The organism is Amycolatopsis sp. CA-230715 (assembly GCF_018736145.1).
GTDB lineage: Bacteria > Actinomycetota > Actinomycetes > Mycobacteriales > Pseudonocardiaceae > Amycolatopsis.
Window position 1 is genome coordinate 1,671,997 of the sequence record NZ_CP059997.1, and the last position, 21,677, is coordinate 1,693,673.

Here is a 21,677-nt window from a genome sequence, read left to right on the forward strand (position 1 = left end):
CCTTCTGCGCATATGCTCTCGATAAGCAAACGCCACTCAGTGGCACTTAATCGGAGGGAACCCATGCGCGCACTCGTCGTCGACCACACCGCGGACGCCCACCTCTCGGTGGCCGAGGTACCCGATCCGGTACCCGCGCCGGACGAAGCGCTGGTGCGGGTCGAAGCGGTTTCGCTGAACTACGGCGAGGTCAACATCGCCACCGACCCGGAGATCCCCGAGGGAACCGTGCTCGGCTGGGACGCCGCGGGCGTGGTCGTCGAGGCCGCTGCCGACGGCTCGGGGCCCGCCGCGGGCACCAGGGTCGTCACGCTCGGCGAGGCAGCGGGCTGGGCCGAGTTGCGCGCCGTCCCGGCCCGCCTGCTCGGCGTCGTGCCGGACGGGGCCGATCTCGGCGCGATCAGCACGATCCCGGTCGCCGCGCTGACCGCGTTGACCGTGTTGCGGCGCATCGGCCCGACGCTCGGCCGTCGCGTGCTGGTCACCGGCGCCTCCGGCGGGGTCGGCCGCTACGCGGTGCAACTCGCCGCGCGGTCCGGCGCCGAAGTCGTGGCGATCAGCGGGAATCCCGCGCTGGAGGACCAGCTTCGGGCGCTCGGCGCGGACGAGGTGCTCGCCGATCCGGCCGAGCTGGACCGGCCCGTGTTCGGCGTGCTCGACAACGTGGGCGGCCGCCAGCTGGTCGACGCCTTCGGCAAGCTGGCGGCGGGTGGCACGCTGGTGAGCATCGGCCGCTCGGCCGGGACGGACGCGGTCTTCACCCCGGCCGACCTGCTCCCCACCGACGGGCGGCACGAACGGTCCCTCCGCACGTTCTTCCTGCTCGCGGAGGCCGCCGCGGACTTTTCCGCCGAGCTGACCTGGCTCGCCGCCGAAGTGGCCGCGGGCCGCCTCGACCCCGGGATCACCTGGCGCGGCCCGTGGACGCGGTACGGCGAAGCCGCGCAGGCGTTGCTCGGCCGCCGGTTGCACGGGAAGGCCGTGCTCGACCTCGCGTGATCAGAGCGCGGGTGCCGGCCAGGAGGGGCCGGGGCGGAAGTCGGTCCACGTGCCGTCGAACGGAAACGCCCCGGCCTCGGCGAGCGCGATGACCCGCTCCCCCTCCTCGCGCAGCTTCGCGAGGTCTTCGCCGGTGAGCCGCCCGGCTTCGAGCGCGGCGTCCGCTTCGTCCTCGTCCTTCCACTCCCAGGCGAGGTTCTTGGACACCACGATGTCGAGCACACCGTCGATCCTGTCGGGCCCGGCGGGCGTGCGGCCGAGCGGGATCTCCAGGTTCACGTACCAGTCGAGGAATTCGCCGTCCACGGAGAAGAACCACCAGACCGAGGACCACGCGCGATCGTCGACGAGCCGCAACGTCGAGCACCCGTGCCAGTACGCGGGCACCTCTTCGCGCGGGATCCGGAACCGCTGCTCGATCGGCACCTCGCGCATCGACCTGCCGTCGACGAGCCTGCTGCCCATGATCGCGGTGCCCGCCGGGATCCAGCCCAGCAGCGTGGTGCCGTCGTCGGAGATCACCCGCAGCGGGTGCCGCTGGCCGATGCTGCCGTCGGGACGCAGGAACCGTTCGACCACCGTCTGCCCCGGCACCCAAACGTCAGCCACGACCTCCACGGTACTGAACGCGCGCGAGCAAGACGATCGCCACAACGGGTTCGGCCAGGGCGAAACCGGCCGCGAAGAACACCGCGCCGCCCGGCTGGAGAACGGCGGCGGAAACCACGGCCGCCGCGCCGCAGGCGAGCGCCGCCTTGGGGCGCGGGCCTTCCGGCGCGAGCCCTGCCCTGCCCGCGCCGAACGCGGCGAAGGCACCGCCGACGGTCGCGAGCGCGGCGGCCGCGGCCAGCCACGGATCGATGGCGAGCGCGTCGGCGGCGGCCAGCACGTCGCGCAGCGGGGCGGGTGACAGCCCGAGCCGCAGCGGGCCGAGCTGGTAGAGCGCCGCGGCCGAGAGCACGGCCGCGGCCACCGCTGTCCCGATGAGCCACCAGCCCGCGTGCTTTCCTGGTGCCCTGGCCAGCAACGGGAACAGCGCCACCGCCGCGACGGCCGCGTTCGACGGCACGTCGTGCTCCGGCAGCCGCAGCGGCGTGATCACGGTGCACAGCACGACGAGCACCGCGAGCGCGAGCACCAGCAAGCCGAGCACCCAGCCGCGCGCGTACGGCGTGAAATCGAACCTGGCGGCGTCGGCGACGGTGACCGCGGCGACGACCGCGACCGCGGCGAGCATCGGATGCGAGGGCACCAGGTAGGCCGCGAACGACGCCGCGGCGAGCGGCACGAGCGCGAGCCTCGCCGCACCGCCGACCGCCGACAGCAGTCTCGCGTTCGCACCTTCCATAGTGGACTGTGCATAGGCGACAGTCCGCATCGATCCGAACGCGACCGCCGCGACGACCGGAACGGCCACGAGGAGCCACCATCCGGCTACCGACGCCCCGGTGGCGAGCGTCACCAGGATCCCGGCGCCGAGCCCCATCCCCGCCACCTGCCTCTCCCGCCTCGGCCCCGTTGTTATTAGCATGGCTCACGATCGGGCGGACACCCCGTCCCCCACTCGAGAAGAAACGCGCGAGGAGCCACTGTGACCGTGCCGAAGTTTGCCCTCTCCGAGAACTCCGAAAGCGCGCTGGGCAAGACCCGAGCGGACGTGGTCGTGCTCGGCACGCTGCAGGGCGACGGCGCGCCGGTGCTCGCGGCCGGGGCCGGCGCGGTCGACGCGGCGTTCGACGGCAAGCTCGCCGACGCACTCGCCACGCTCGGCGCCTCCGGCAAGGCCGAAGAGGTCGTGAAGGTCCCGACGTTCGGCAAGCTCCCCGCGGGTGTCGTGCTCGCGGTCGGCCTCGGCAAGGCCGACGAGGACGGCGCGGTCACCGCGGAGCAGGTCCGCAGGGCGGCGGGCGCGGCCGCACGCGCGCTGGCGGGCACCGACCGCGCGTTCAGCACGCTGTCCGAGGTGGACCTGCAGGCCGCGGTCGAGGGCACCGCGCTCGGCGCCTACTCGTTCGTCGAGTACAAGTCGGAGCCCGGTGACGCCGCGGTGGCCAAGGTCGACTTCGCGAGCCCGTCGACCGGCACCGCGAAGGACCACAAGGCGACGCTGAAGGCCGCCACCGCGATCGCCGAGTCGGTGATCATCGCGCGCGACCTGATCAACACCCCGCCGAACGACCTCTTCCCCGCCTCCTTCGCCGACCGCGCGAGCAAGCTCGCCGAAGCGAACGGCCTCGACATCGAGGTGCTCGACGAAAAAGCGTTGAAGCGCAAGGGTTTCGGCGGCATCCTCGGCGTCGGCACCGGGTCGTCCCGGCCGCCGCGCCTGCTGCGCGTCGCCTACAAGCCGTCGAAGGCGGCCAAGAAGGTCGCGCTCGTCGGCAAGGGCATCACCTTCGACTCGGGCGGCATCTCGATCAAGCCCGCCGCGGGCATGGACCAGATGACCTCGGACATGTCGGGCGCCGCGGGCGTGCTCGCTTCGGTGGTGCTGGCGGCGAAGCTGAAGTACCCGCTCGAGGTCGTCGCGCACATCCCGCTCGCCGAGAACCTCCCGTCCGGCACCGCGTACCGGCCGGGTGACGTGCTGAGCATGTACGGCGGCAAGACCGTCGAGGTGCTCAACACCGACGCCGAGGGCAGGCTCGTGCTCGCCGACGCGATCGTGCGCGCGGGCGAGGAGAACCCCGACTACCTGATCGAAACCTCCACGCTCACCGGCGCGCAGGTCGTCGCGCTCGGGACCCGCACCGCGGGCGTGATGGGCTCCGAGGAGTTCCGCGACCGGATCGCCGAGCTCGGCCGCGCCACCGGCGAGCACGCGTGGGCGATGCCGCTGCCGGAGGAGCTGCGCGCGGATCTCGACTCGCGGCTGGCCGACCTGGCGAACGTGACCGGGCACCGCTGGGGCGGCATGCTCGCGGCCGGGATCTTCCTGCGCGAGTTCGTCGCCGACGGCCTGCCGTGGGCGCACATCGACATCGCGGGCCCGTCGTACAACACCGGCGGGCCGTGGGGCTACACCGCCAAGGGCGGCACCGGCGTCCCGGTCCGCACCATCGCGGCCGTGCTGGCCGACATCGCCGACAAGGGCTGAGCGATGGCGAAGCTCCGGCCGCTGCAGATGCGCAACATCGCGGCCGCGGTGGTGATGGCGATCGCGCTGGTCGCCTACCTCATCATCGGCGGACCGTGGTGGGTCGTGCTGATCATGGTCGCCGCGATCGGGCTGTCGATCGCGTCGGCGATCCTGAACCGGCCGGACCAAGGCGGCCGGTGACCTTCTCGGCGCCGGAGTACCTGGAGGCGGCCGTGCGCGACGTGCTCACGGCCGCGCTCCCCCAGGTGAACGCCACCGTCGGGTATTCGGTGGTACTGCTGGCTTCCGGTGGCTTTCCGGCCGAGGCGGACCGTGTGGTGCTGGCGTGGCAAGCCACCACGGAACAGCCGGTTTCGGCGCTGTTCCCGGACACGGTTTCCCAGCGGGCGTTGGCGATGCTCTTCGACGCGGCAGGCTCACGTCCATCGTGGACGGACGGGCTGGCGCCGCTCGACCTCGACGAGGAGGAGCGCGCGCACCTGGCCCATCTGCGGCGCGCGGAACCCTTTTTGGCGGGGTCGCTGGGGGATTCGACCGCGGCGAAGGTGATTTCCGGGCTGGCGGACCACCTGGACTCCGGCCGCGTCGATCCGCTGCGCGCCGCGGCCTTCGAGGTGGAATCCGGCGCTCCGCTCGACGTCTGGGCCGAAATCGCCTTGCGCAGAGCCAAACCGGATGTCGCCACGCTCGCCGCGGGACGGCGGACGGCTCGGGTTCTGGTGCGTGGGGCCGATCCGCTCGGGCTCGGATCCGAATGGGCCGAACGGTGCGCGGGGGATCTGGTCACCGCGTTACGGCACCGGTTCTCGGTCGCGCCTTCGGAATGGGGCGAATTGGTGGGTCGGGTTCTCGACGGTGCCGCTCGACCGGAACCCGTTGACCTCGCGGCTTTGACCGCGGCGGAAGAACGCCTGGGCGTGCGGCTTCCCGATGATTACCGGGCCTTTCTGCGGACATGTGACGGGCTGCCCGCGGGAGCGGTTTTCCCTCGGCTGCTCTCGGCTTCGGAACTCGGGGTCGAGGACAACGGCGCTGTGGTGGTCAGCGAACGAGGCGGGATGCTGGTGATCCTCACACCGCTTTCGGATGGATGGCGAGCGGTCGAGTGGGATCCGGAGCTGGGAGCCACGGTTCACCCCGATTTCCGCGCTCTCATGGAGAAACATCTCCGCCTGGTGGAGAACTCTCGCTGATCCGCTTGCCCCGAAAGTGACCTTCGGGGCGGTAGATGCCCCGAAAGCCACTTTCGGGGCATACCGCGACGGCGGGCGGGTCAGCTGAGGAAGGCGCGCAGGAGGGACGAGGTGCCTTGCACGTGTTCGGCCATCGCTTGCCTCGCCGCTTCCGGGTCACCCGCGAGGATCGCGTTCACGACGGCTTCGTGCTGGGCGTTCGAGTGCTCCAGGTTCGGCTCCAGCAGCGGGATTTCGTCCAGGAGCTGGTTCACCCGCATGCGCGCGTCCGCGACCGCGGTGGTCAGGGTGCCCGAGCCGGTCACTTCGGCGATGGCGAGGTGCAAGCGCGAGTCCTTGCGGCGGTAGTCGCTCAGGTCGGCGGCGGCGGCGTTGGCGAGCGTCGCGGTGAGGTGATCGCGGTCGCGCTGGGTCAGCACGCGGGAGGCGGCGAGTTCCGCCGCGCCGGTTTCCAGCACGAAGCGCAGGCTCACCGCGTCCTCCAGGGTGGACGCGTCGACCTTGCGGCCGTCCACCACGTGCTCGGGCGGGGTGGGCAGGGTGTCGTTGACGAACGTGCCGCCGTAGCGGCCGCGCCGGGACTCCACGTAGCCCGCGTCGGCGAGCGCGCGGATCGCCTCGCGCAGGGTCACCCTGCTGACGCCGAGGCGGTCCGCCAGCTCGCGTTCCGACGGCAGGCGCTCACCGGTGCCGACCACGCCCAGCCTGATCGCCTGGAGCAGGCGTTCCACGGTCTCTTCGAAGGCGTTTCCCGCGCGCACCGGCCGGAACAGCACGATGCCCGCGCTCGCTCCGGCGATCTCGCGCCCGGGATCGGTACTCACCCCGCGAGTGTAGGACTCTTCAGCACTCGATGACGTTGACCGCGAGGCCGCCGCGAGCCGTCTCCTTGTACTTGACCTTCATGTCCGCGCCGGTTTCCCGCATCGTCTTGATGGCCTTGTCCAGGGTGACGACGTGGCTGCCGTCGCCGCGCATGGCCATCCTGGCCGCGTGGATCGCCTTCGACGCGCCCACCGCGTTCCGCTCGATGCACGGGATCTGCACGAGCCCGCCCACCGGGTCGCAGGTCAGCCCGAGGTGGTGTTCGACGCCGATCTCGGCCGCGTTTTCGACCTGGGCCGGGGTGCCGCCGAGCACCTCGGTGAGCCCGGCCGCCGCCATCGCGCAGGCGGAGCCGACCTCGCCCTGGCAGCCGACCTCGGCGCCGGAGATCGACCCGGTCTGCTTGAGGATCGACCCGAGCGCGCCCGCGGTCAGCAGGAACGTCACCACGCCGTCGTCACCGGCGTCGCGGATGAACCGGCGGTAGTAGTGTAGGACCGCCGGGATGATGCCCGCCGCGCCGTTCGTCGGCGCGGTGACCACGCGCCCGCCCGCGGCGTTCTCCTCGTTGACCGCGAGCGCGTAGAGGCTCACCCAGTCCATCGCGTACAACGAGTCGCCGACGCCGTCCTCGGACTCCAGCTTCTCCTTGAGCGCGTGCGCACGCCTCGGCACCTTCAGCCCGCCGGGCAGCACACCCTCGTTGTCGCAGCCGTTGCGGACGCATTCCGCCATCACCTGCCAGATCCGCAGCAGGCCCTCGCGCACCTCTTCGCGGGAACGCCACGACAGCTCGTTGCGCATCATGATCTCGCTGACCGGCAGGCCGGTTTCGCGGCAGTGCCCGAGCAGGTCCGCGCCGGTGCGGAACGGGTACGGCAGCGGGGTGCTGTCCTCCACGATCACGGGTTCGTCCGCGTAGGTCTCGTCGCGGACGAACCCGCCGCCGACGGAGTAGTACGTGCGGTCCCGCAGCACTTCCCCGCCGGCGCCGAAGGACCGGAACGTCATGCCGTTGGGATGCGCGGGCAGCGACCGCCGCCGATGCATCGTGAGATCGGTGTCCTCGCTGAACCCGATCTCGTGGGTGCCGCCGAGCCGCAGCCTGCCGGACTCGCGGATTTCCGCGACCACGACGGGAACCCGGTCGGTGTCCACCGTTTCCGGCCGCTCGCCGGACAGCCCGAGCAGCACGGCCTTGTCACTGCCGTGCCCGTGGCCGGTCGCGCCGAGCGAGCCGAACAACTCCGCTTTGATCCGATGGGTCTTCTCCAGCAGGCCTTCGTCGACGAGACCGTCCACAAAGGTCCGCGCGGCGCGCATCGGGCCGACCGTGTGGGAACTGGAAGGGCCGATGCCGATGGAGAACAAGTCGAACACGCTGATCGCCATGCCGACGTCCTATCTGGCGAGTCGTTCGAGGAGGCTGGTGGCTTCCTGGGCGGCGGGTCCGGCCGTGGACAGGTGCGCCAGGTTCGCCGGAAGCTCCTCACCGCGATGCGCCACGGTCTGGGCGTACAAGCGCCCGGCCCGATACGACGAGCGCACCAGCGGCCCGGCCATGACTCCGGCGAACCCGAGTTCTTCGGCGGTTTTGGAGTGCTGGACGAACTCTTCGGGCTTGACCCAGCGTTCCACCGGGTGATGCCGCGGCGAGGGCCGCAGATACTGGGTGATCGTCAAGATCTCGCACCCGGCCTCGACCAGATCCCGCATCGCCTCGGTCACCTCGTCCGGGGTTTCACCCATGCCGAGGATCAGGTTCGACTTCGTCACCAACCCCGCCCGCCGGGCCTCGCTGATCACTTGAAGGGAGCGGGCGTAGCGGAACCCGGGACGGATCCGCTTGAAGATCCGCGGCACCGTCTCCACATTGTGCGCCAGCACCTCCGGCCGCGACCCGAACACCTCCGCCAACTGATCAGGATCGGCGTTGAAATCCGGGATCAGCAACTCCACCCCGGTCCCCGGATTCAACGAATGGATCCGGCGGACCGTCTCCGCGTACAACCACGCGCCGCCATCAGCCAGGTCGTCGCGGGCGACGCCGGTGACCGTGGAGTAGCGCAAGCCCATGGCCTGCACCGACTCCGCCACCTTCCGCGGCTCCTCCCGGTCGAGATCGGCGGGGCGTCCGGTGTCGATCTGGCAGAAATCACACCGCCGCGTGCACTGATCACCCCCGATCAGGAAGGTCGCCTCGCGGTCCTCCCAGCACTCGTAAATGTTGGGACAGCCCGCCTCCTCACACACCGTGTGCAGACCCTCACGACGAACCAGGCCCTTCAACTCCGTGAACTCCGGACCCATCTTCGCCCGCGTCCGAATCCACGACGGCTTCTTCTCGATCGGCGTCTCACTGTTACGAACCTCGAGCCGCAACAACTTCCGACCCTCGGGCGCGGCCCTGTTCGATGCCGCCTCAGCGGGAGGGCGTGCTTCGGCGGTCATCGCTGAAGTCCCGGGTAGAGCGGGTGCTTCTTGGCCAGCAGCTCGACGCGCGCGGCGAGGGATTCCTTTGCAGCGTCATCGAAATCGGGGCGAAGCGCCAGCGCGATGATGTCGGCGACCTCGGTGAAGTCCTCCTCGCCGAAGCCGCGGGTGGCCAGTGCCGGGGTGCCGATGCGCAGGCCCGAGGTGACCATCGGCGGGCGCGGGTCGAACGGCACCGCGTTGCGGTTGACCGTGATGCCGACCGAGTGCAGCCGGTCCTCCGCCTGCTGACCGTCCAAAGTGGAGTTGACCAGGTCGACGAGCACCAGGTGCACGTCGGTGCCGCCGGTGAGCACGCGGACGCCCGCGTCGGCGCAGTCCTGTCGCGACAGTCGCTCGGCGAGGATCTTGGACCCGGCGAGCACGCGCTCCTGGCGCTCGCGGAACTCCTCGCTCGCGGCGATCTTCAGCGCGACCGCCTTCGCCGCGATGACGTGCTCCAGCGGGCCGCCCTGCTGACCGGGGAACACCGCGGAGTTGATCTTCTTGGCGAGCTCGGCGCGCGAGAGGATGATGCCGCCACGCGGGCCGCCGAGCGTCTTGTGCGTCGTGGTGGTGACGATGTCGGCGTGCGGCACCGGGCTCGGGTGCAGCCCGGCCGCGACGAGCCCGGCGAAATGCGCCATGTCCACCATGAGCTTCGCGTCGACGGAGTCGGCGATGCGGCGGAACGCGGCGAAGTCGAGCTGGCGGGGGTAGGCCGACCAGCCCGCGATGATCAGCTTCGGGCGGTGTTCGGTGGCGAGCCGTTCGATCTCGTCGAGGTCGACGATCCCGGTTTCCTTGTCGACGTGGTAGGCGACCACGTTGTACAGCTTGCCGGAGAAGTTGATCTTCATCCCGTGCGTGAGGTGGCCGCCGTGCGCGAGGTCGAGGCCGAGGATCGTGTCACCGGGCTTGAGCACGGCCACCATCGCGGCCGCGTTCGCCTGCGCGCCGGAATGCGGCTGCACGTTCGCGTGCTCGGCACCGAACAGCGCCTTCGCGCGGTCGATCGCGAGCTGCTCGATGACGTCGACGTGCTCGCAGCCGCCGTAGTAGCGGCGGCCGGGGTAGCCCTCCGCGTACTTGTTGGTCAGCACCGAGCCCTGCGCCTCGAGCACGCCGAGCGGGGCGAAGTTCTCCGAGGCGATCATTTCCAAAGTGGACTGCTGGCGGTGCAGCTCGGCCGAGACCGCCTGCGCGACCTCGGGGTCCACAACGGACAGTGCGGATTCGAACGAGGTCATGGCTCAGGCCTCCTCGGTCAGCGCGGTGTAGGCGGCGGCGTCGAGCAGCTCGGGCAGTTCGGCGGCCTTCACGGTGAACAGCCAGCCCTTGTCGTACGGGTCGTCGTTGATCAGCTCGGGGCTCTCGGTCGCTTCCGAGTTCACCGAGACGACCTCGCCGCTCACCGGGGCGAACAGTTCGCTGACGGACTTCGTCGACTCGATCTCGCCGCAGCTTTCGCCCGCGGTGATCGTGTCGCCGACCTCGGGAAGCTGCACGAACACGATGTCGCCGAGCGACTCGGCGGCGAACGCGGTGATGCCGACTGTCACGGTGCCGTCCGTCTTGCGGATCCACTCGTGCTCGGCGGTGTACTGCAAATCCTGGGGGTAGCTCATGGACGTACCTCTCGGGGAAGAAGAGCGAGTGGGTCAGGAACGCTTGTAGAACGGCAGTGCGACGACCTCGACGGGTTCGACCTTGCCGCGGACGTCGACCGAAAGCGCGGTGCCGGGTTCACTGTGCGCGCGGTCCACATAGGCCATCGCGATCGGGTAGCCGAGCGTCGGCGAAAGCGCGCCGCTGGTGACTTCGCCGACGGCGGTTCCATCAGCGGGGCCGGTCTCGGGCACCTCGGCGAGCAGCCGGTACCCGTGCCGTGGCGCGCGGCGCCCGGTGCCCCGCAGACCCACGAGCACGCGCGCGGGTTCGACATCCTTGCGACCGGACAGGGCCGCCCTGCCGACGAAGTCGCCGGGCTTTTCGAACTTCACGACGCGGCCGAAACCGGCGTCGAACGGGGTGAGCGCGGCGGACAACTCGTTGCCGTACAACGGCATCCCGGCTTCGAGGCGCAGGGTGTCGCGGCAGGCGAGCCCGGCGGGGAGCAGCCCTTGCGGTGCGCCCGCCTCGGTCAGCACCTGCCAGACGCCCGGTGCCTCGGCCGCGGGCACGTACAGCTCGAACCCGTCTTCGCCGGTGTACCCGGTGCGGGCCAACAGGATCTCGACACCCTTCACCGCGGACGGCACGCTCGCGTAGTACTTCAGCTCGTCGAGCTTCGCGTCGGTGACCGAGGCGACGATCTCGGCGGATTTCGGGCCCTGCACGGCGATCAGCGCGACCTCGTCCGACCGGTTCGTGACCACGGCGTCGAACCCGGCGACGCGGTCGGACAGTGCGGCGTCGACGACCGCGGCGTTGCCCGCGTTGGCCACCACGAGGAATTTCTCCTCGGCGAGCCGGTAGACCACGAGGTCGTCGAGCACGTCGCCGTCGGCGTCGCAGATCATCGTGTAGCGCGCCCTGCCGACCTTGACGCCGGAGAGGTTGCCGACGAACGCGTAGTCGAGCATGGCCGCGGCCTGCGGCCCGGTCACCTCGATCTCGGCCATGTGGGACAGGTCGAACAGCCCGGCCGCTTCGCGGACCGCGCGGTGCTCGGCCAGCTCGCTGGAGTACCGCACCGGCATCTTCCAGCCCGCGAAGTCGGTGAACAGCGCGCCGAGTCCACTGTGGACGTCGTTGAGGGGGGACAATTTCGTCATCGGGGTTTCCGCTCCGGTCAGTTCTCGTAGGCGTTCAGCGGCGGGCAGGAGCAGACCAGGTTCCGGTCGCCGTGCGCGCCGTCGATCCGCCGGACCGGTGGCCAGTACTTCGCCTTCGGCGAGACCCCGGCCGGGTAGACCGCGAGCATCCGGTCGTAGGGCAGGTCCCAGTCACCGGCAATGGCCTGCGCGGTGTGCGGGGCGCCCCGCAGCGGGCTCTTCGCCAGCTCCCACTCCCCCGCGGCGACGGCGTCGATCTCGTGCCGGATCGCGATCATGGCGTCGCAGAACCGGTCGATCTCGGCCACGTCCTCGCTCTCGGTCGGCTCGACCATCAGCGTGCCCGCCACCGGGAAGGACATCGTCGGGGCGTGGAAGCCGTAGTCGATCAGGCGCTTGGCCACGTCGTCGACGGTCACGCCGGTTTCCTTGGTGAGCGCGCGCAGGTCCAGGATGCACTCGTGCGCGACGAGGCCGCCGCGGCCGGTGTAGAGCACCGGGTAGTGCGGGCCGAGGCGCGAGGCGACGTAGTTCGCCGCGAGCACCGCGACCTTGGTGGCGTCGGTCAGGCCGCGCGCCCCCATCATCCGCACGTAGGCCCACGAGATCGGCAGGATCGACGCCGATCCGTACGGGGCGCCGGAAATCGGCCCGACCCCGGTTTCCGGCCCGGCGCCCGCGAGCATCGGGTGGTTCGGCAGGTACGGCGCGAGGTGCGCGCGCACCGCGACCGGGCCGACACCCGGCCCGCCGCCGCCGTGCGGGATGCAGAACGTCTTGTGCAGGTTCAGGTGGGACACGTCGCCGCCGAACTCGCCCGGTTTCGCCAGGCCCAGCAACGCGTTCAGGTTCGCACCGTCCACATAGACCTGTCCGCCCGCCTCGTGCACGATGCGCGAGATCTCGCTGATGTCGTTCTCGTAGACGCCGTGCGTGGACGGGTAGGTGACCATGATCGCGGAGACGGTGTCGCGGTGTTTGTCCACTTTGGCCTTGAGGTCGTCGAGGTCGACGTCCCCGTCACCGGTGCAGGCCACCACGACCACGCGCATCCCGGCCAGCACCGCGGACGCGGCGTTCGTGCCGTGCGCCGAGGACGGGATCAGGCACACGTCGCGCTCGGGCTGGCCGTTCGCCTTGTGGTAGGCGCTGATCGCGAGCAGCCCCGCGAACTCGCCCTGGCTGCCCGCGTTCGGCTGCAGCGAAACCTTGTCGTAGCCGGTGACCTCGGCAAGCCACCCGGCCAGTTGCTCGACCAGTTCGTGGTAGCCCTCGGCGTCCTCGGCGGGCGCGAACGGGTGGATCCCGGCGAACTCGGGCCAGCTGATCGGCTCCATCTCGGTGGTGGCGTTGAGCTTCATGGTGCACGAGCCGAGCGGGATCATGCCCCGGTCGAGCGCGTAGTCCTGATCGGACAGTCGTCGCAGGTAGCGCAGCATCGCGGTCTCGGACCGGTGGCTGTGGAACACCTCGTGGGTCAGGTAGCCGCTTTCGCGCACGATGCTCGACGGCAGCGCACTGCCCTCGGCCTTCGCGTGGGCTTCCAGCTCGAACGCCACCAGCACGCGGTGCAGGGTGTCCACTGTGGTCACTTCGTCGCAGGCGACGCGCACGTGGTCGGCGTCGGCGAGGCCGAGGTTGACGCCGAGCCTGCGCGCGTCGGCGACGACCCGCGCCGCCTTGCCGGGCACCCTGGCGAGCACGGTGTCGAAGAACGACTCGTGCACGACCTCGACCCCACCGTCGCGCAGTGCCGCGGCGAGGCCGGTGGCGTGCTCGTGCACGCGGGTCGCGATCGCCTTCAGGCCGTCGGGACCGTGGTAGACGGCGTACATCGCGGCGAGCACCGCGGGCAGCACCTGCGCGGTGCAGATGTTCGAAGTCGCCTTCTCGCGGCGGATGTGCTGCTCGCGGGTCTGCAGCGCGAGGCGGTAGGCGGGCACGCCGTCGGCGTCCACGGAGACCCCGACGAGCCTGCCAGGCAGCGAACGTTCCAGTCCTGATCGGACGGACAGGTACCCGGCGTGCGGGCCGCCGTAGCCGAGCGGCACGCCGAAGCGCTGCGTCACGCCCGCGGCGATGTCGGCGCCGAACTCGCCCGGCGCGGTGACCATGGTGAGCGCCAGCAGGTCCGCCGCGACCGTGTACAGCGCGCCCGCGGCCTTCGCCAGCTCGGAGATCCCCTGGTAGAACCCGTGCCCGCGCAGCACGCCGGACGCGCCGGGGTACTGCACCACGACGCCGAAGAACTCGTCGGGCAGGCCGGTCAGCAGGTCCCTGACTTCCACCTCGATGCCGACGGCCTCGGCGCGCGTGCGCACCACCGCGATGGTCTGCGGCAGGCACTCGGCGTCCAGCACGACCTTCGACGACTTCGCCTTCGACGCGCGGCGCATCAGCAGCACGGCCTCGGCGACCGCGGTCGGCTCGTCGAGCAGCGACGCGTTCGCGGTGGTCAGCCCGGTCAGGTCGGCGACCATGGTCTGGAAGTTCAGCAGCGCTTCGAGCCTGCCCTGCGAGATCTCCGGCTGGTACGGCGTGTACGCGGTGTACCAGGCCGGGCTCTCCAGCACGTTCCGGCGGATCACCGACGGGGTCACCGTGTCCGCGTAGCCGAGGCCGATCATCTGCGTCATCGGGCGGTTACGGGCGGCGAGCGCGCGCAGCTCGGCGGTGGCTTCCACTTCGGACGCGGCGGGCGGCAGGTCGAGCTCGCGGTGCGCGCGGATGGCCGTCGGCACCGCCGCGTCGACCAGCGCGTCGAGGCTGCCGTACCCGACCTCGGCCAGCATCTTGGCCTGCTCGGCCTCGGCGGGTCCGATGTGCCGGGAAGCAAAAGGACTACTGCTCATGTGGGAGCTCCTCGGTCGGTGCGCACACGGGGCGACCCGTCCGCGCTGGGAACTCCCCCTCTGTCATGGCACCTGAGAGTTTCACCCTCGCCGGAGCGGGGGCTTTCACCTTGGGTGAGGCGCGCGTGCGCCTGCTTTCCAGAGTGGCCTGGCCTGAAGCGGTAGTTGTACCTGAGAGATTGGTGGGGAGTTTGCTCCTTCGGTGCCCCGTCCGCCAAGGCGGCGGGGGCTCTCCCGCTCCGGCTCGTTCAGCCCGATCTGCAGTTGTTTATCGTGCATACCGTACGTGCTGGCCTCGGGCCTCGTCCAGCCGAGGCGGTTCACCTCACGCGCGGCCCCGTGCCAGGTCGATGAGCCTGTCCAGCACCCTGCCGCCGTCGGCGCGCATCGCGTTGTGCTCGTACTCGTTCGTCAGCCACGGGCGGAGGCCGCGGACCAGCGAAACGGTCTCCATCGAGTACTCGGCCTCGACGTAGGCGTCCTCGGCGAAGATCGCCGCGGCGGCGGGCACCTCGTTCTCGGCGAGCCGCTCGGCGTCGTACAGCTTCGGCCACTCGTACTCGGCGAGGATCTCGGCCGCCTCCCGCCACGGCGCCAGCTCGCCGTACTCGGTGAACATCCACGGGTAGACGTGCTCGCCGGTGAACCCCTCCGGCGGCAGGTCGGGCCGCGTGCGCTCGGCCGACCAGCGCGTCGCCACCCCGTCGGCGTAGCTCGACTCGTGCACGACCGCGTACAGCGGGTTGCGGCGGAACGGGTCGGCCGCTTCGACGTCGTGGAGGAACGCGCGCGAGCCCTTCGGCAGCTCGATCAGGTAGTGCAGGCGCTCGGCGCCGTCGCTCATCCCGAGCGCGTGGCCGAGCTGCTGGAAGCGGCGCGGGGTCAGGCGGTCGCCGGAGGGCAGGCGGACGTCCTCGTTCTCCAGCCACTAGTGGATTTCGAGCACGCGGTCGCGATCCGCGGGGTAGCGCTCGTAGTAGCGGCGCGTGCGCTCGACGACCCGCTCGTAGGTCTTGCGGTAGATGTCGTCGACGTCGCGGCCGACCGGCGGCACTCCCCCGGTGAAGAACGCCTCCCGCAGCCCTTCGGGAGCCAGCGAAAGGTAGCTCAGCGTGCAGAACCCGCCGAAGGACTGCCCGGTCACGCTCCACTTGTCGCCGCCGAGCGCCTCGCGGACCAGTTCGGCGTCCCGCACGATCGAGTCCGCGCGGAAGTGCTTGAGGTAGTCGGCCTGCTGCTGGGGTGTCTCCCCCACCGGGTCGCCCACCGGCGTCGACCGGCCGGTGCCGCGCTGGTCGAGCATGAGCACGCGGTAGTCCTTGAGCGCCCGTTCGAGCCACGCCGGGCCGGACGGGTGCCGCGTCGGCCGCGGCGCCTCGTGGCCGGGGCCGCCCTGCAGGTACACCAGGAACGGTTTGTCCGTGCCGTCCGGATCCGCGACCTCGCGCGCGAACACGGTGATCAGCTCGCCGCCGGGATCGGCGTGGTCGAGCGGGACCGTGACCTCGTGCTCGGTCAGGGCGAGGCCGTGGGTGCGGACGCGGGTGCTGACGATGTTCGTGGCGGGCATGCGCCCGATCATGTCAGCGCCGGGTCGCCGGGGTCACCCGACTTCAGTCGTTATCAGGATTTCATCGGTCCTCTCTAAGGTGCGCGCATGACGCGAAGGACAGCTCTGTGGATCTCCGGTGCCGCGCTGGTCGTCACCGCGGCCGTGACCGGTGGCACGCTCGCCGCCGCGGCACCGGCCGAAGGCACGATCGTCAACGCCGGCGCGGACGACGTGGTGGCCGGGCGGTACATCGTCACGCTCAAAGACAACACCGCTGGCGCCACCGATGTCATTGACCGGGTCGCCGCCGCCTACGACGCGAACGTCGAAAGGCGTTACCAGGCAACGATTCGCGGGTTCTCCGCGCGGATGGACCCGACGCGGGCGAAGCGCATGGCCGCCGATCCGGACGTGGCCTCGATCGAAACCGTGCGCTCGATGCGGACCGACGCGGCTACTCCCAGCACGCCTTCGGCGGTGCCCAGCTGGGGCCTCGACCGCATCAACCAGCGCGACCTCCCGCTCGACGGCGACGCCACCCGGCAGGCCGACGGCGGCGCGGGCGTCACCGCGTACGTGCTGGACACCGGTGTGCGGCTGACCCACGACGAGTTCGAAGGCCGCGCGACGTCGGGCTGGGACTTCGTCGACAACGACCCCGACGCGAGCGACGCCTGCGGGCACGGCACCCATGTCGCGGGCACGGTGGCGGGCAAGACCTTCGGCGTGGCGCCCAAGGCGAAGATCGTCGCGGTGCGCGTGCAGCCCTGCGGCACCACCGTGACGCCGAGCGACTCCGTGCTGGCCGGTGTGGACTGGGTGACGGCCAACGCGAAGCACCCCGCCGTGGCGAACATGAGCCTCGGGTACCCGGGCAGCTCCCCCGCGCTGGAGAACGCCGTCCGCCGCTCGATCGCCTCCGGCATCACCTACACGATCGCCGCGGGCAACTTCTTCGTCCCGGCGTGCACATTCACCCCGGCCAACGTCCGCGAGGCGATCGTGGTCGCCAACTCCAACCAGAAGGACGACCGCGCCGCGGAAAGCCACTGGGGCGACTGCGTCGACCTGTTCGCGCCGGGCACCGACATCGTTTCGTCGACCTTCGCCGACGACCACAGCAGCGGCGCGATGAGCGGCACCTCGATGTCCTCGCCGCACGTGGCGGGCGCCGCGGCGGTGTACCTTTCGCGCCACCCCGGCGCTTCGCCGGAGGAGGTGCAGCGGGCCCTGACGGAGAACGCGACGCGCGACAAGATCGGCTACGCGATGCCCGGCACCCCGAACCTGTTGCTGTACACGGGCCCCTGAGGGTTTTGCCCCGAAGAGGCTTGCCGTGCCCCGAAAGCCACTTCGGGGCACGGCAAGCCTCGATGATTGCGTGAGATGTGTGGCGGGGAGGGTGCCGTGGTCCCCGAAGGCCACTTCGGGGAATCTAGCGTCACTTTCTCGGCCCTCGCAGGTGCGCGGGCCGGGCCGTGCATGCCCCGAAGGTGGCCTTCAGGGCGCTAGACGACACAAATCCACCCCCCGCACGCACGACCCCCGCGGCCCGTATGCCCTGAAGGTGACCTTCGGGGCGGTAGATGCCCCGAAAGCCACCTTCGGGGCATGCGGCGTCTACAAAGGAGTGACGTAGGCGCTGGAGATGCCGCCGTCGACCAGGAACTGCGACGCGGTGATGAACGAAGCGTCATCGCTGGCCAGGAAGGCGACCGCGGCGGCGATTTCCTCCGGTTCGGCGAACCGTCCAACCGGGACGTGCACCAGCCGGCGGGCCGCCCGTTCCGGGTCCTTCGCGAACAGTTCCTTCAGCAGCGGCGTGTTCACCGGGCCGGGGCACAGCGCGTTGACGCGGATGTTCTCGCGCGCGAATTCCACGCCGAGTTCCCGTGTCATCGCCAGCACCCCGCCTTTCGAGGCGCTGTAAGAGATCTGCGAGGTCGCCGCGCCCATCACGGCCACGAAAGACGCCGTGTTCACAATGGACCCTTTGCCCTGGCGGCGCATGTGCGGCAGCGCGTACTTGCAGCACAGGTACACCGAGGTCAGGTTCACCTGCTGCACGCGCTGCCACGCGTCGATACCGGTTTCCAGGATCGAGCCGTCGTCGGCGGGTGAGATGCCCGCGTTGTTGAATGCCACGTCCACGCTGCCGAACTTGTCCACCGTGCGCTGGAACAGGCCTTCGACCTCGGCCTCGTTCGTCACGTCGGTGTGCTCGTAGGCGCCGCCGACCTCGTCGGCCGCCGCCTTGCCCGCGGCGTCGTCGACGTCGGCGATGACGATCTTCGCGCCCTCGCTCGCGAGCCTGTGCGCCGTGGCGAGACCGATACCGCTCGCGCCGCCGGTGATCACCGCGACGCGGTTTTCGAACCGCTGCATGCTCATTCCTCCGTGCTGATGAAGACGTTCTTGGTTTCGGTGAAGGCGTCGACGGCGTCGGGGCCGAGTTCGCGGCCGAGCCCGGACTGCTTGAATCCGCCGAACGGGGTCCAGTAGCGGACCGAGGAGTGCGAGTTGACCGACAGGTTGCCCGCTTCGACGCCGCGGGACACGCGCAGCGCGCGCCCGACGTCGCGGGTCCAGATCGACCCGGACAGCCCGTACTCGGTGTGGTTGGCCATCGCGATCGCGTCGGCCTCGTCCTCGAATCCGACGACCGCGACGACCGGGCCGAAGATCTCGTCGGCCGCCAAGGGATCGGTGAGGTCCGGCGGGGTGACCACGGTCGGCGGGAACCAGAAACCCGGCCCGTCCGGCGCGCTGCCCCGGAACGCGATCGGCGCGCCGTCGGGCAGGTAGGAGGCGACCTTTTCCTTGTGCCGCGCGGAAATCAGCGGGCCCATCTCGGTGCTTTCCACGGCGGGGTCGCCCACCACGACGCCCGAGACCGCGGGTTCGAGCAGCGCCATGAACTTCTCGTGGACGCTGCGCTGCACCAAAATCAGCGAGCGCGCGCAGCAGTCCTGGCCCGCGTTGTCGAACACGCCGTAGGGCGCGGTCGCGGCTGCCTTGTCCAAATCGGAATCGGCGAACACGATGTTCGCGTTCTTCCCGCCGAGTTCGAGCGTCACGCGCTTCACCTGCTCCGCGCAGCCAGCCATGATCCGCCTGCCGACCTCGGTGGACCCGGTGAACACCACCTTCCGCACGCGCGGGTGGGTCACGAACCGCTCCCCCACCACCGATCCCTTGCCGGGCAGCACCTGGAACACGTCCTCGGGGATCCCGGCTTCGCGCGCCAGCTCGCCGAGCCGGATCGCGGTCAGCGGGGTCAGCTCGGCGGGTTTGAGCACGACGGTGTTGCCCGCCGCGAGCGCGGGCGCGAAACCCCAGCCCGCGATCGGCATCGGGAAGTTCCACGGCACGATCACGCCGACCACGCCGAGCGGCTCGTGGAACGTGACGTTCAGCCCGCCCGGCACCGGGATCTGCTTGCCGTTGAGCCGTTCCGGCGCGGCCGAGTAGTAGGTGAGCACGTCTCGGACGTTGCCCGCCTCCCAGCGCGCGTTGCCGATCGTGTGCCCGGAGTTGGCCACTTCGAGGCGCGCCAGGTTTTCGAGATCGGCGTCCACCGCGTCGGCGAACCGCCGCAGCAGGCGCGCCCTGTCCCCGGGGGCCACCGCGCGCCACGCGGGGAAGGCGGCGTGCGCTCTCGCGATCGCAGCGTCCGTCTCCTCGGCGGAGGTCCCCTCGACCCCGGTCACCACCGCTTCGGTGGCGGGGTTGATGACGTCGAACATGCTCAAGCGCCCTTCTCTCGTCGCTCCTTCGCCGCCGCGACGAGCGCGGCGAAGAGGCGGACGTCGTCGATGTCCTGTTCCGGGTGCCACTGCACCCCGAGCGCGAAACCGGGACCGGGCAGCTCGACGGCCTCGACCGTGCCGTCGGATGCCCAGCCCACCGCGCGCAGGCCGTCCCCGAGCGCGGCGACGGCCTGGTGGTGATAGCAGCGCCCCTTCGTCTCCCCGCCGAGGATCGACGCCGCGAGGCTGCCTTCGGCGAGGGTGACCGTGGTGGTGCCGAACGTCGCGCGCGCGGGCTGGTGCGCGAGATCCCCGGTGGTCTCGGGCAGGTGCTGGGTCAGCGTCCCGCCGAGCGCGACGTTGAGCACCTCCATCCCGCGGCAGACGCCCAGCACCGGCACCCCGGTGGCCAGCGCGCGGTCGAGCAGCCCGAATTCGAAGGAGTCCCGGTCCGGCCTGGTGTAGGTGGTTTCGTGCGGTTCCTCGCCGTACCGCGCCGGTTCCACGTCCGCGCCGCCGACCAGCACCAGACCGTCCACAACGGACAGCAGCCGGTCCGGCGCGTCGACGACCGGCGGCAGCAGCACCGGGATCCCGCCCGCGCGCACCACCCCGTCGAGGTAGACGCGGTGCAGCAGCGCGGCTTCGGTCTCCCACACCGCGAACGAACTGGGTTCGAGGTACGTGGTCAGGCCGATGACCGGGTCAGAGCCGTTCGAAGCCACGGATCCGCTCCCAATCGGTGACGGCGGCGTCGAAGGCGGCCAGCTCGATCCGCGCCGCGTTGAGGTAGTGGGCCACCACGTCCTCGCCGAACGCCGCGCGCGCGAGTTCGCTGCCTTCCAGCAGCGCGGCGGCTTCCCGCAGGGTCGTCGGCACGGTGGGTTTGCCGGACTCGTAAGCGTTTCCGGTCAGTTCCGGCTCCAGCGGCAGCTTCCGCTCGATGCCGTGCAGCCCGGCCGCGATCAGCGCGGCGACCGCGAGGTAGGGGTTCACGTCGCCGCCCGGCACCCGGTTCTCCACCCGCAGCGACGGCCCGTGACCCACCACGCGCAGCGCGCACGTGCGGTTGTCGGTGCCCCACGCGACCGCGGTCGGCGCGAAGCTGCCCGGCACGAAACGCTTGTAGGAGTTGATGTTCGGCGCCAGGAAGTAGGTGAACTCCCGCAGGCAGGCGAGCTGGCCCGCGATGAAGTGCTCCATCAGTTCCGAGAACCCGCCCTGCCGGTCACCGGCGAGCACCGCCTCGCCCTCGGTGGAGCGCAGGCTGACGTGGATGTGGCAGGAGTTCCCCTCGCGCTCGTCGTACTTCGCCATGAAGGTGAGGCTCTTGCCCTCCTGCGCGGCGATCTCCTTCGCCCCTGTCTTGTAGATCCCGTGGTTGTCGCAGGTGGCCAGCGCGCCGGTGTAGCGGAACGCGATCTCCTGCTGGCCGAGGTTGCATTCGCCCTTCGCGGACTCGACGTACATCCCGGCGCCGGTCATCGCGTTGCGGATGCGGCGGAGCAACCGCTCCACGCGCCCGGTGCCGAGCAGCGAATAGTCCACATTGTACTGGTTGGACCCGCTCAGGCCGTGGTAACCGCGCCGCCACGCGTCCTCGTAGCTGTCGTCGAAGAGAATGAACTCCAGCTCGGTGCCGACGAACGCGGCGAGGCCCCGCTCGGCGAGCCGGTCGAGCTGGCGGCGCAGGATCTGCCTCGGCGACGCGCTCACCTCGCCGCCTTCGACCCATTCGACGTCGCACAGCACCAGCGCGGTGCCCTCGTGCCACGGCACGTGCCGCAGGGTGGACAGATCGGGCCGCAGCACGAAGTCCCCGTAGCCGCGCTCCCACGACGACATCGCGAACCCGTCGACGGTGTTCATGTCCACGTCGACCGCGAGCAGGTAGTTGCACGCCTCGGTGGCGTGCGGGACGACCTCGTTGAGGAAGTATTCAGCCGCGCACCGCTTGCCCTGGAGCCTGCCCTGCATGTCCGTCATGGCGACCAGGACGGTGTCGATCGCGCCCGCCGCGACCAGCTCGCGCAGCCGGTCGAGGGTGAGCATGCCGGTGTTGCCTGCCATCGCGGCCCTTTCCTGGAGCTACCCGGAGTCTTAAGGATCAAAGCAGACCCATTGAAGCGAGGTCAACCGGACCCGCGGGATCGGGTTA

General features: G+C 70.6%; 20 protein-coding genes and 1 riboswitch. Of the genes, 5 read left to right on the forward strand and 15 right to left on the reverse strand.

Annotated elements, in window-relative coordinates:
• Positions 1 to 63 precede the first annotated feature (63 nt).
• Positions 64 to 999 (forward strand): zinc-binding dehydrogenase, encoded by a 936-nt coding sequence (locus tag HUW46_RS07920; protein WP_215546666.1) that lies wholly within the window; start codon positions 64 to 66, stop codon positions 997 to 999.
• On the opposite strand, the gene HUW46_RS07925 is transcribed toward HUW46_RS07920, so the two are convergent.
• Together HUW46_RS07925 and HUW46_RS07930 are read right to left on the reverse strand one after the other, a co-directional pair.
• Positions 1,000 to 1,608: a DUF402 domain-containing protein gene (locus HUW46_RS07925; protein WP_254125922.1), complete on the reverse strand. Its 609-nt coding sequence runs from the start codon at positions 1,606 to 1,608 to the stop codon at positions 1,000 to 1,002. It lies immediately after the preceding gene.
• Entirely contained in the window at positions 1,601 to 2,494 is an 894-nt protein-coding gene (locus tag HUW46_RS07930) for a hypothetical protein (RefSeq protein WP_215546667.1), read from the reverse strand. The genes HUW46_RS07925 and HUW46_RS07930 overlap by 8 nt, the downstream gene beginning before the upstream one ends.
• A 96-nt stretch (positions 2,495 to 2,590) precedes the next feature.
• Between HUW46_RS07930 and HUW46_RS07935 the strand changes: the two genes are divergently transcribed.
• The 3 genes from HUW46_RS07935 to HUW46_RS07945 are packed head-to-tail and all read left to right on the forward strand — an operon-like array spanning position 2,591 to position 5,292.
• Positions 2,591 to 4,096 (forward strand): leucyl aminopeptidase, encoded by a 1,506-nt coding sequence (locus HUW46_RS07935; RefSeq protein ID WP_215546668.1) that lies wholly within the window; start codon positions 2,591 to 2,593, stop codon positions 4,094 to 4,096.
• Positions 4,097 to 4,099: 3 nt separating this feature from the next.
• Positions 4,100 to 4,279, forward strand: coding sequence for a hypothetical protein (locus HUW46_RS07940; protein ID WP_215546669.1), 180 nt, complete (start codon positions 4,100 to 4,102; stop codon positions 4,277 to 4,279).
• The gene (locus HUW46_RS07945) at positions 4,276 to 5,292 is read left to right on the forward strand and encodes an SMI1/KNR4 family protein (protein WP_215546670.1); all 1,017 of its coding nucleotides are present in this window, start codon (positions 4,276 to 4,278) and stop codon (positions 5,290 to 5,292) included. The genes HUW46_RS07940 and HUW46_RS07945 overlap by 4 nt, the downstream gene beginning before the upstream one ends.
• Before the next feature lie 80 nt (positions 5,293 to 5,372).
• Here the strand turns inward: HUW46_RS07945 and HUW46_RS07950 are convergent, their stop codons facing one another.
• From HUW46_RS07950 to HUW46_RS48230, 9 genes are all read right to left on the reverse strand, one after another.
• On the reverse strand, positions 5,373 to 6,116 hold the full coding sequence (locus tag HUW46_RS07950; RefSeq protein WP_254125924.1) for a FadR/GntR family transcriptional regulator: 744 nt from the start codon (positions 6,114 to 6,116) through the stop codon (positions 5,373 to 5,375).
• Positions 6,117 to 6,135: 19 nt separating this feature from the next.
• A complete protein-coding gene (locus HUW46_RS07955; RefSeq protein ID WP_215546671.1) occupies positions 6,136 to 7,509 on the reverse strand; it encodes an L-serine ammonia-lyase in 1,374 nt (457 codons plus the stop codon).
• 9 nt (positions 7,510 to 7,518) lie between these two features.
• Complete coding sequence (gene lipA, locus HUW46_RS07960; RefSeq protein WP_215546672.1) at positions 7,519 to 8,568, reverse strand: lipoyl synthase; 1,050 nt, start codon at positions 8,566 to 8,568, stop codon at positions 7,519 to 7,521.
• Positions 8,565 to 9,839 carry a serine hydroxymethyltransferase gene (gene glyA / locus HUW46_RS07965; protein WP_215546673.1) on the reverse strand — a complete coding sequence of 425 codons (1,275 nt, stop codon included), beginning with the start codon at positions 9,837 to 9,839 and terminating at the stop codon, positions 8,565 to 8,567. Before glyA ends, lipA begins: the two co-directional genes overlap by 4 nt.
• Positions 9,840 to 9,842: 3 nt before the next feature.
• Complete coding sequence (gcvH, locus tag HUW46_RS07970) at positions 9,843 to 10,217, reverse strand: glycine cleavage system protein GcvH (protein ID WP_215546674.1); 375 nt, start codon at positions 10,215 to 10,217, stop codon at positions 9,843 to 9,845.
• A gap of 33 nt (positions 10,218 to 10,250) precedes the next feature.
• A complete protein-coding gene (gcvT, locus tag HUW46_RS07975) occupies positions 10,251 to 11,366 on the reverse strand; it encodes a glycine cleavage system aminomethyltransferase GcvT (protein WP_215546675.1) in 1,116 nt (371 codons plus the stop codon).
• Between the two features lie 17 nt (positions 11,367 to 11,383).
• Entirely contained in the window at positions 11,384 to 14,218 is a 2,835-nt protein-coding gene (gene gcvP, locus HUW46_RS07980; RefSeq protein WP_215546676.1) for an aminomethyl-transferring glycine dehydrogenase, read from the reverse strand.
• Positions 14,219 to 14,367: 149 nt separating this feature from the next.
• Positions 14,368 to 14,465, reverse strand: a riboswitch (glycine riboswitch).
• Positions 14,466 to 14,543: 78 nt separating this feature from the next.
• Complete coding sequence (locus HUW46_RS48225; protein ID WP_254125926.1) at positions 14,544 to 15,062, reverse strand: hypothetical protein; 519 nt, start codon at positions 15,060 to 15,062, stop codon at positions 14,544 to 14,546.
• 84 nt (positions 15,063 to 15,146) lie between these two features.
• Positions 15,147 to 15,788, reverse strand: coding sequence for an alpha/beta fold hydrolase (locus HUW46_RS48230; RefSeq protein WP_254125928.1), 642 nt, complete (start codon positions 15,786 to 15,788; stop codon positions 15,147 to 15,149).
• Between the two features lie 87 nt (positions 15,789 to 15,875).
• On the opposite strand from HUW46_RS48230, the gene HUW46_RS07990 reads away from it, so the two are divergent.
• Positions 15,876 to 17,081 (forward strand): S8 family peptidase, encoded by a 1,206-nt coding sequence (locus tag HUW46_RS07990; protein WP_215546677.1) that lies wholly within the window; start codon positions 15,876 to 15,878, stop codon positions 17,079 to 17,081.
• Between the two features lie 309 nt (positions 17,082 to 17,390).
• On the opposite strand, the gene HUW46_RS07995 is transcribed toward HUW46_RS07990, so the two are convergent.
• The 4 genes from HUW46_RS07995 to HUW46_RS08010 are packed head-to-tail and all read right to left on the reverse strand — an operon-like array spanning position 17,391 to position 21,589.
• Positions 17,391 to 18,155 carry a 3-oxoacyl-ACP reductase gene (locus tag HUW46_RS07995; protein WP_215546678.1) on the reverse strand — a complete coding sequence of 255 codons (765 nt, stop codon included), beginning with the start codon at positions 18,153 to 18,155 and terminating at the stop codon, positions 17,391 to 17,393.
• A gap of 2 nt (positions 18,156 to 18,157) precedes the next feature.
• A complete protein-coding gene (locus HUW46_RS08000; protein WP_215546679.1) occupies positions 18,158 to 19,522 on the reverse strand; it encodes an aldehyde dehydrogenase family protein in 1,365 nt (454 codons plus the stop codon).
• Positions 19,519 to 20,244 carry a gamma-glutamyl-gamma-aminobutyrate hydrolase family protein gene (locus HUW46_RS08005; RefSeq protein ID WP_215546680.1) on the reverse strand — a complete coding sequence of 242 codons (726 nt, stop codon included), beginning with the start codon at positions 20,242 to 20,244 and terminating at the stop codon, positions 19,519 to 19,521. Before HUW46_RS08005 ends, HUW46_RS08000 begins: the two co-directional genes overlap by 4 nt.
• Positions 20,225 to 21,589, reverse strand: coding sequence for a glutamine synthetase family protein (locus HUW46_RS08010; protein ID WP_215546681.1), 1,365 nt, complete (start codon positions 21,587 to 21,589; stop codon positions 20,225 to 20,227). The genes HUW46_RS08005 and HUW46_RS08010 overlap by 20 nt, the downstream gene beginning before the upstream one ends.
• Between the last annotated feature and the right edge of the window lie 88 nt (positions 21,590 to 21,677).

Coding starts and splice junctions, on each gene's coding strand:
- HUW46_RS48225 (WP_254125926.1), bottom strand. CDS start 15,062: ATGAGCGACGGCGCCGAGCGCCTGCACTACCTGATCGAGCTGCCGAAG.
- HUW46_RS08010 (WP_215546681.1), bottom strand. CDS start 21,589: ATGGCAGGCAACACCGGCATGCTCACCCTCGACCGGCTGCGCGAGCTG.
- lipA (WP_215546672.1), bottom strand. CDS start 8,568: ATGACCGCCGAAGCACGCCCTCCCGCTGAGGCGGCATCGAACAGGGCC.
- HUW46_RS07990 (WP_215546677.1), top strand. CDS start 15,876: ATGACGCGAAGGACAGCTCTGTGGATCTCCGGTGCCGCGCTGGTCGTC.
- HUW46_RS48230 (WP_254125928.1), bottom strand. CDS start 15,788: ATGCCCGCCACGAACATCGTCAGCACCCGCGTCCGCACCCACGGCCTC.
- gcvT (WP_215546675.1), bottom strand. CDS start 11,366: ATGACGAAATTGTCCCCCCTCAACGACGTCCACAGTGGACTCGGCGCG.
- HUW46_RS07955 (WP_215546671.1), bottom strand. CDS start 7,509: ATGGCGATCAGCGTGTTCGACTTGTTCTCCATCGGCATCGGCCCTTCC.
- glyA (WP_215546673.1), bottom strand. CDS start 9,839: ATGACCTCGTTCGAATCCGCACTGTCCGTTGTGGACCCCGAGGTCGCG.
- HUW46_RS07940 (WP_215546669.1), top strand. CDS start 4,100: ATGGCGAAGCTCCGGCCGCTGCAGATGCGCAACATCGCGGCCGCGGTG.
- HUW46_RS07920 (WP_215546666.1), top strand. CDS start 64: ATGCGCGCACTCGTCGTCGACCACACCGCGGACGCCCACCTCTCGGTG.
- gcvP (WP_215546676.1), bottom strand. CDS start 14,218: ATGAGCAGTAGTCCTTTTGCTTCCCGGCACATCGGACCCGCCGAGGCC.
- HUW46_RS07995 (WP_215546678.1), bottom strand. CDS start 18,155: ATGCAGCGGTTCGAAAACCGCGTCGCGGTGATCACCGGCGGCGCGAGC.
- gcvH (WP_215546674.1), bottom strand. CDS start 10,217: ATGAGCTACCCCCAGGATTTGCAGTACACCGCCGAGCACGAGTGGATC.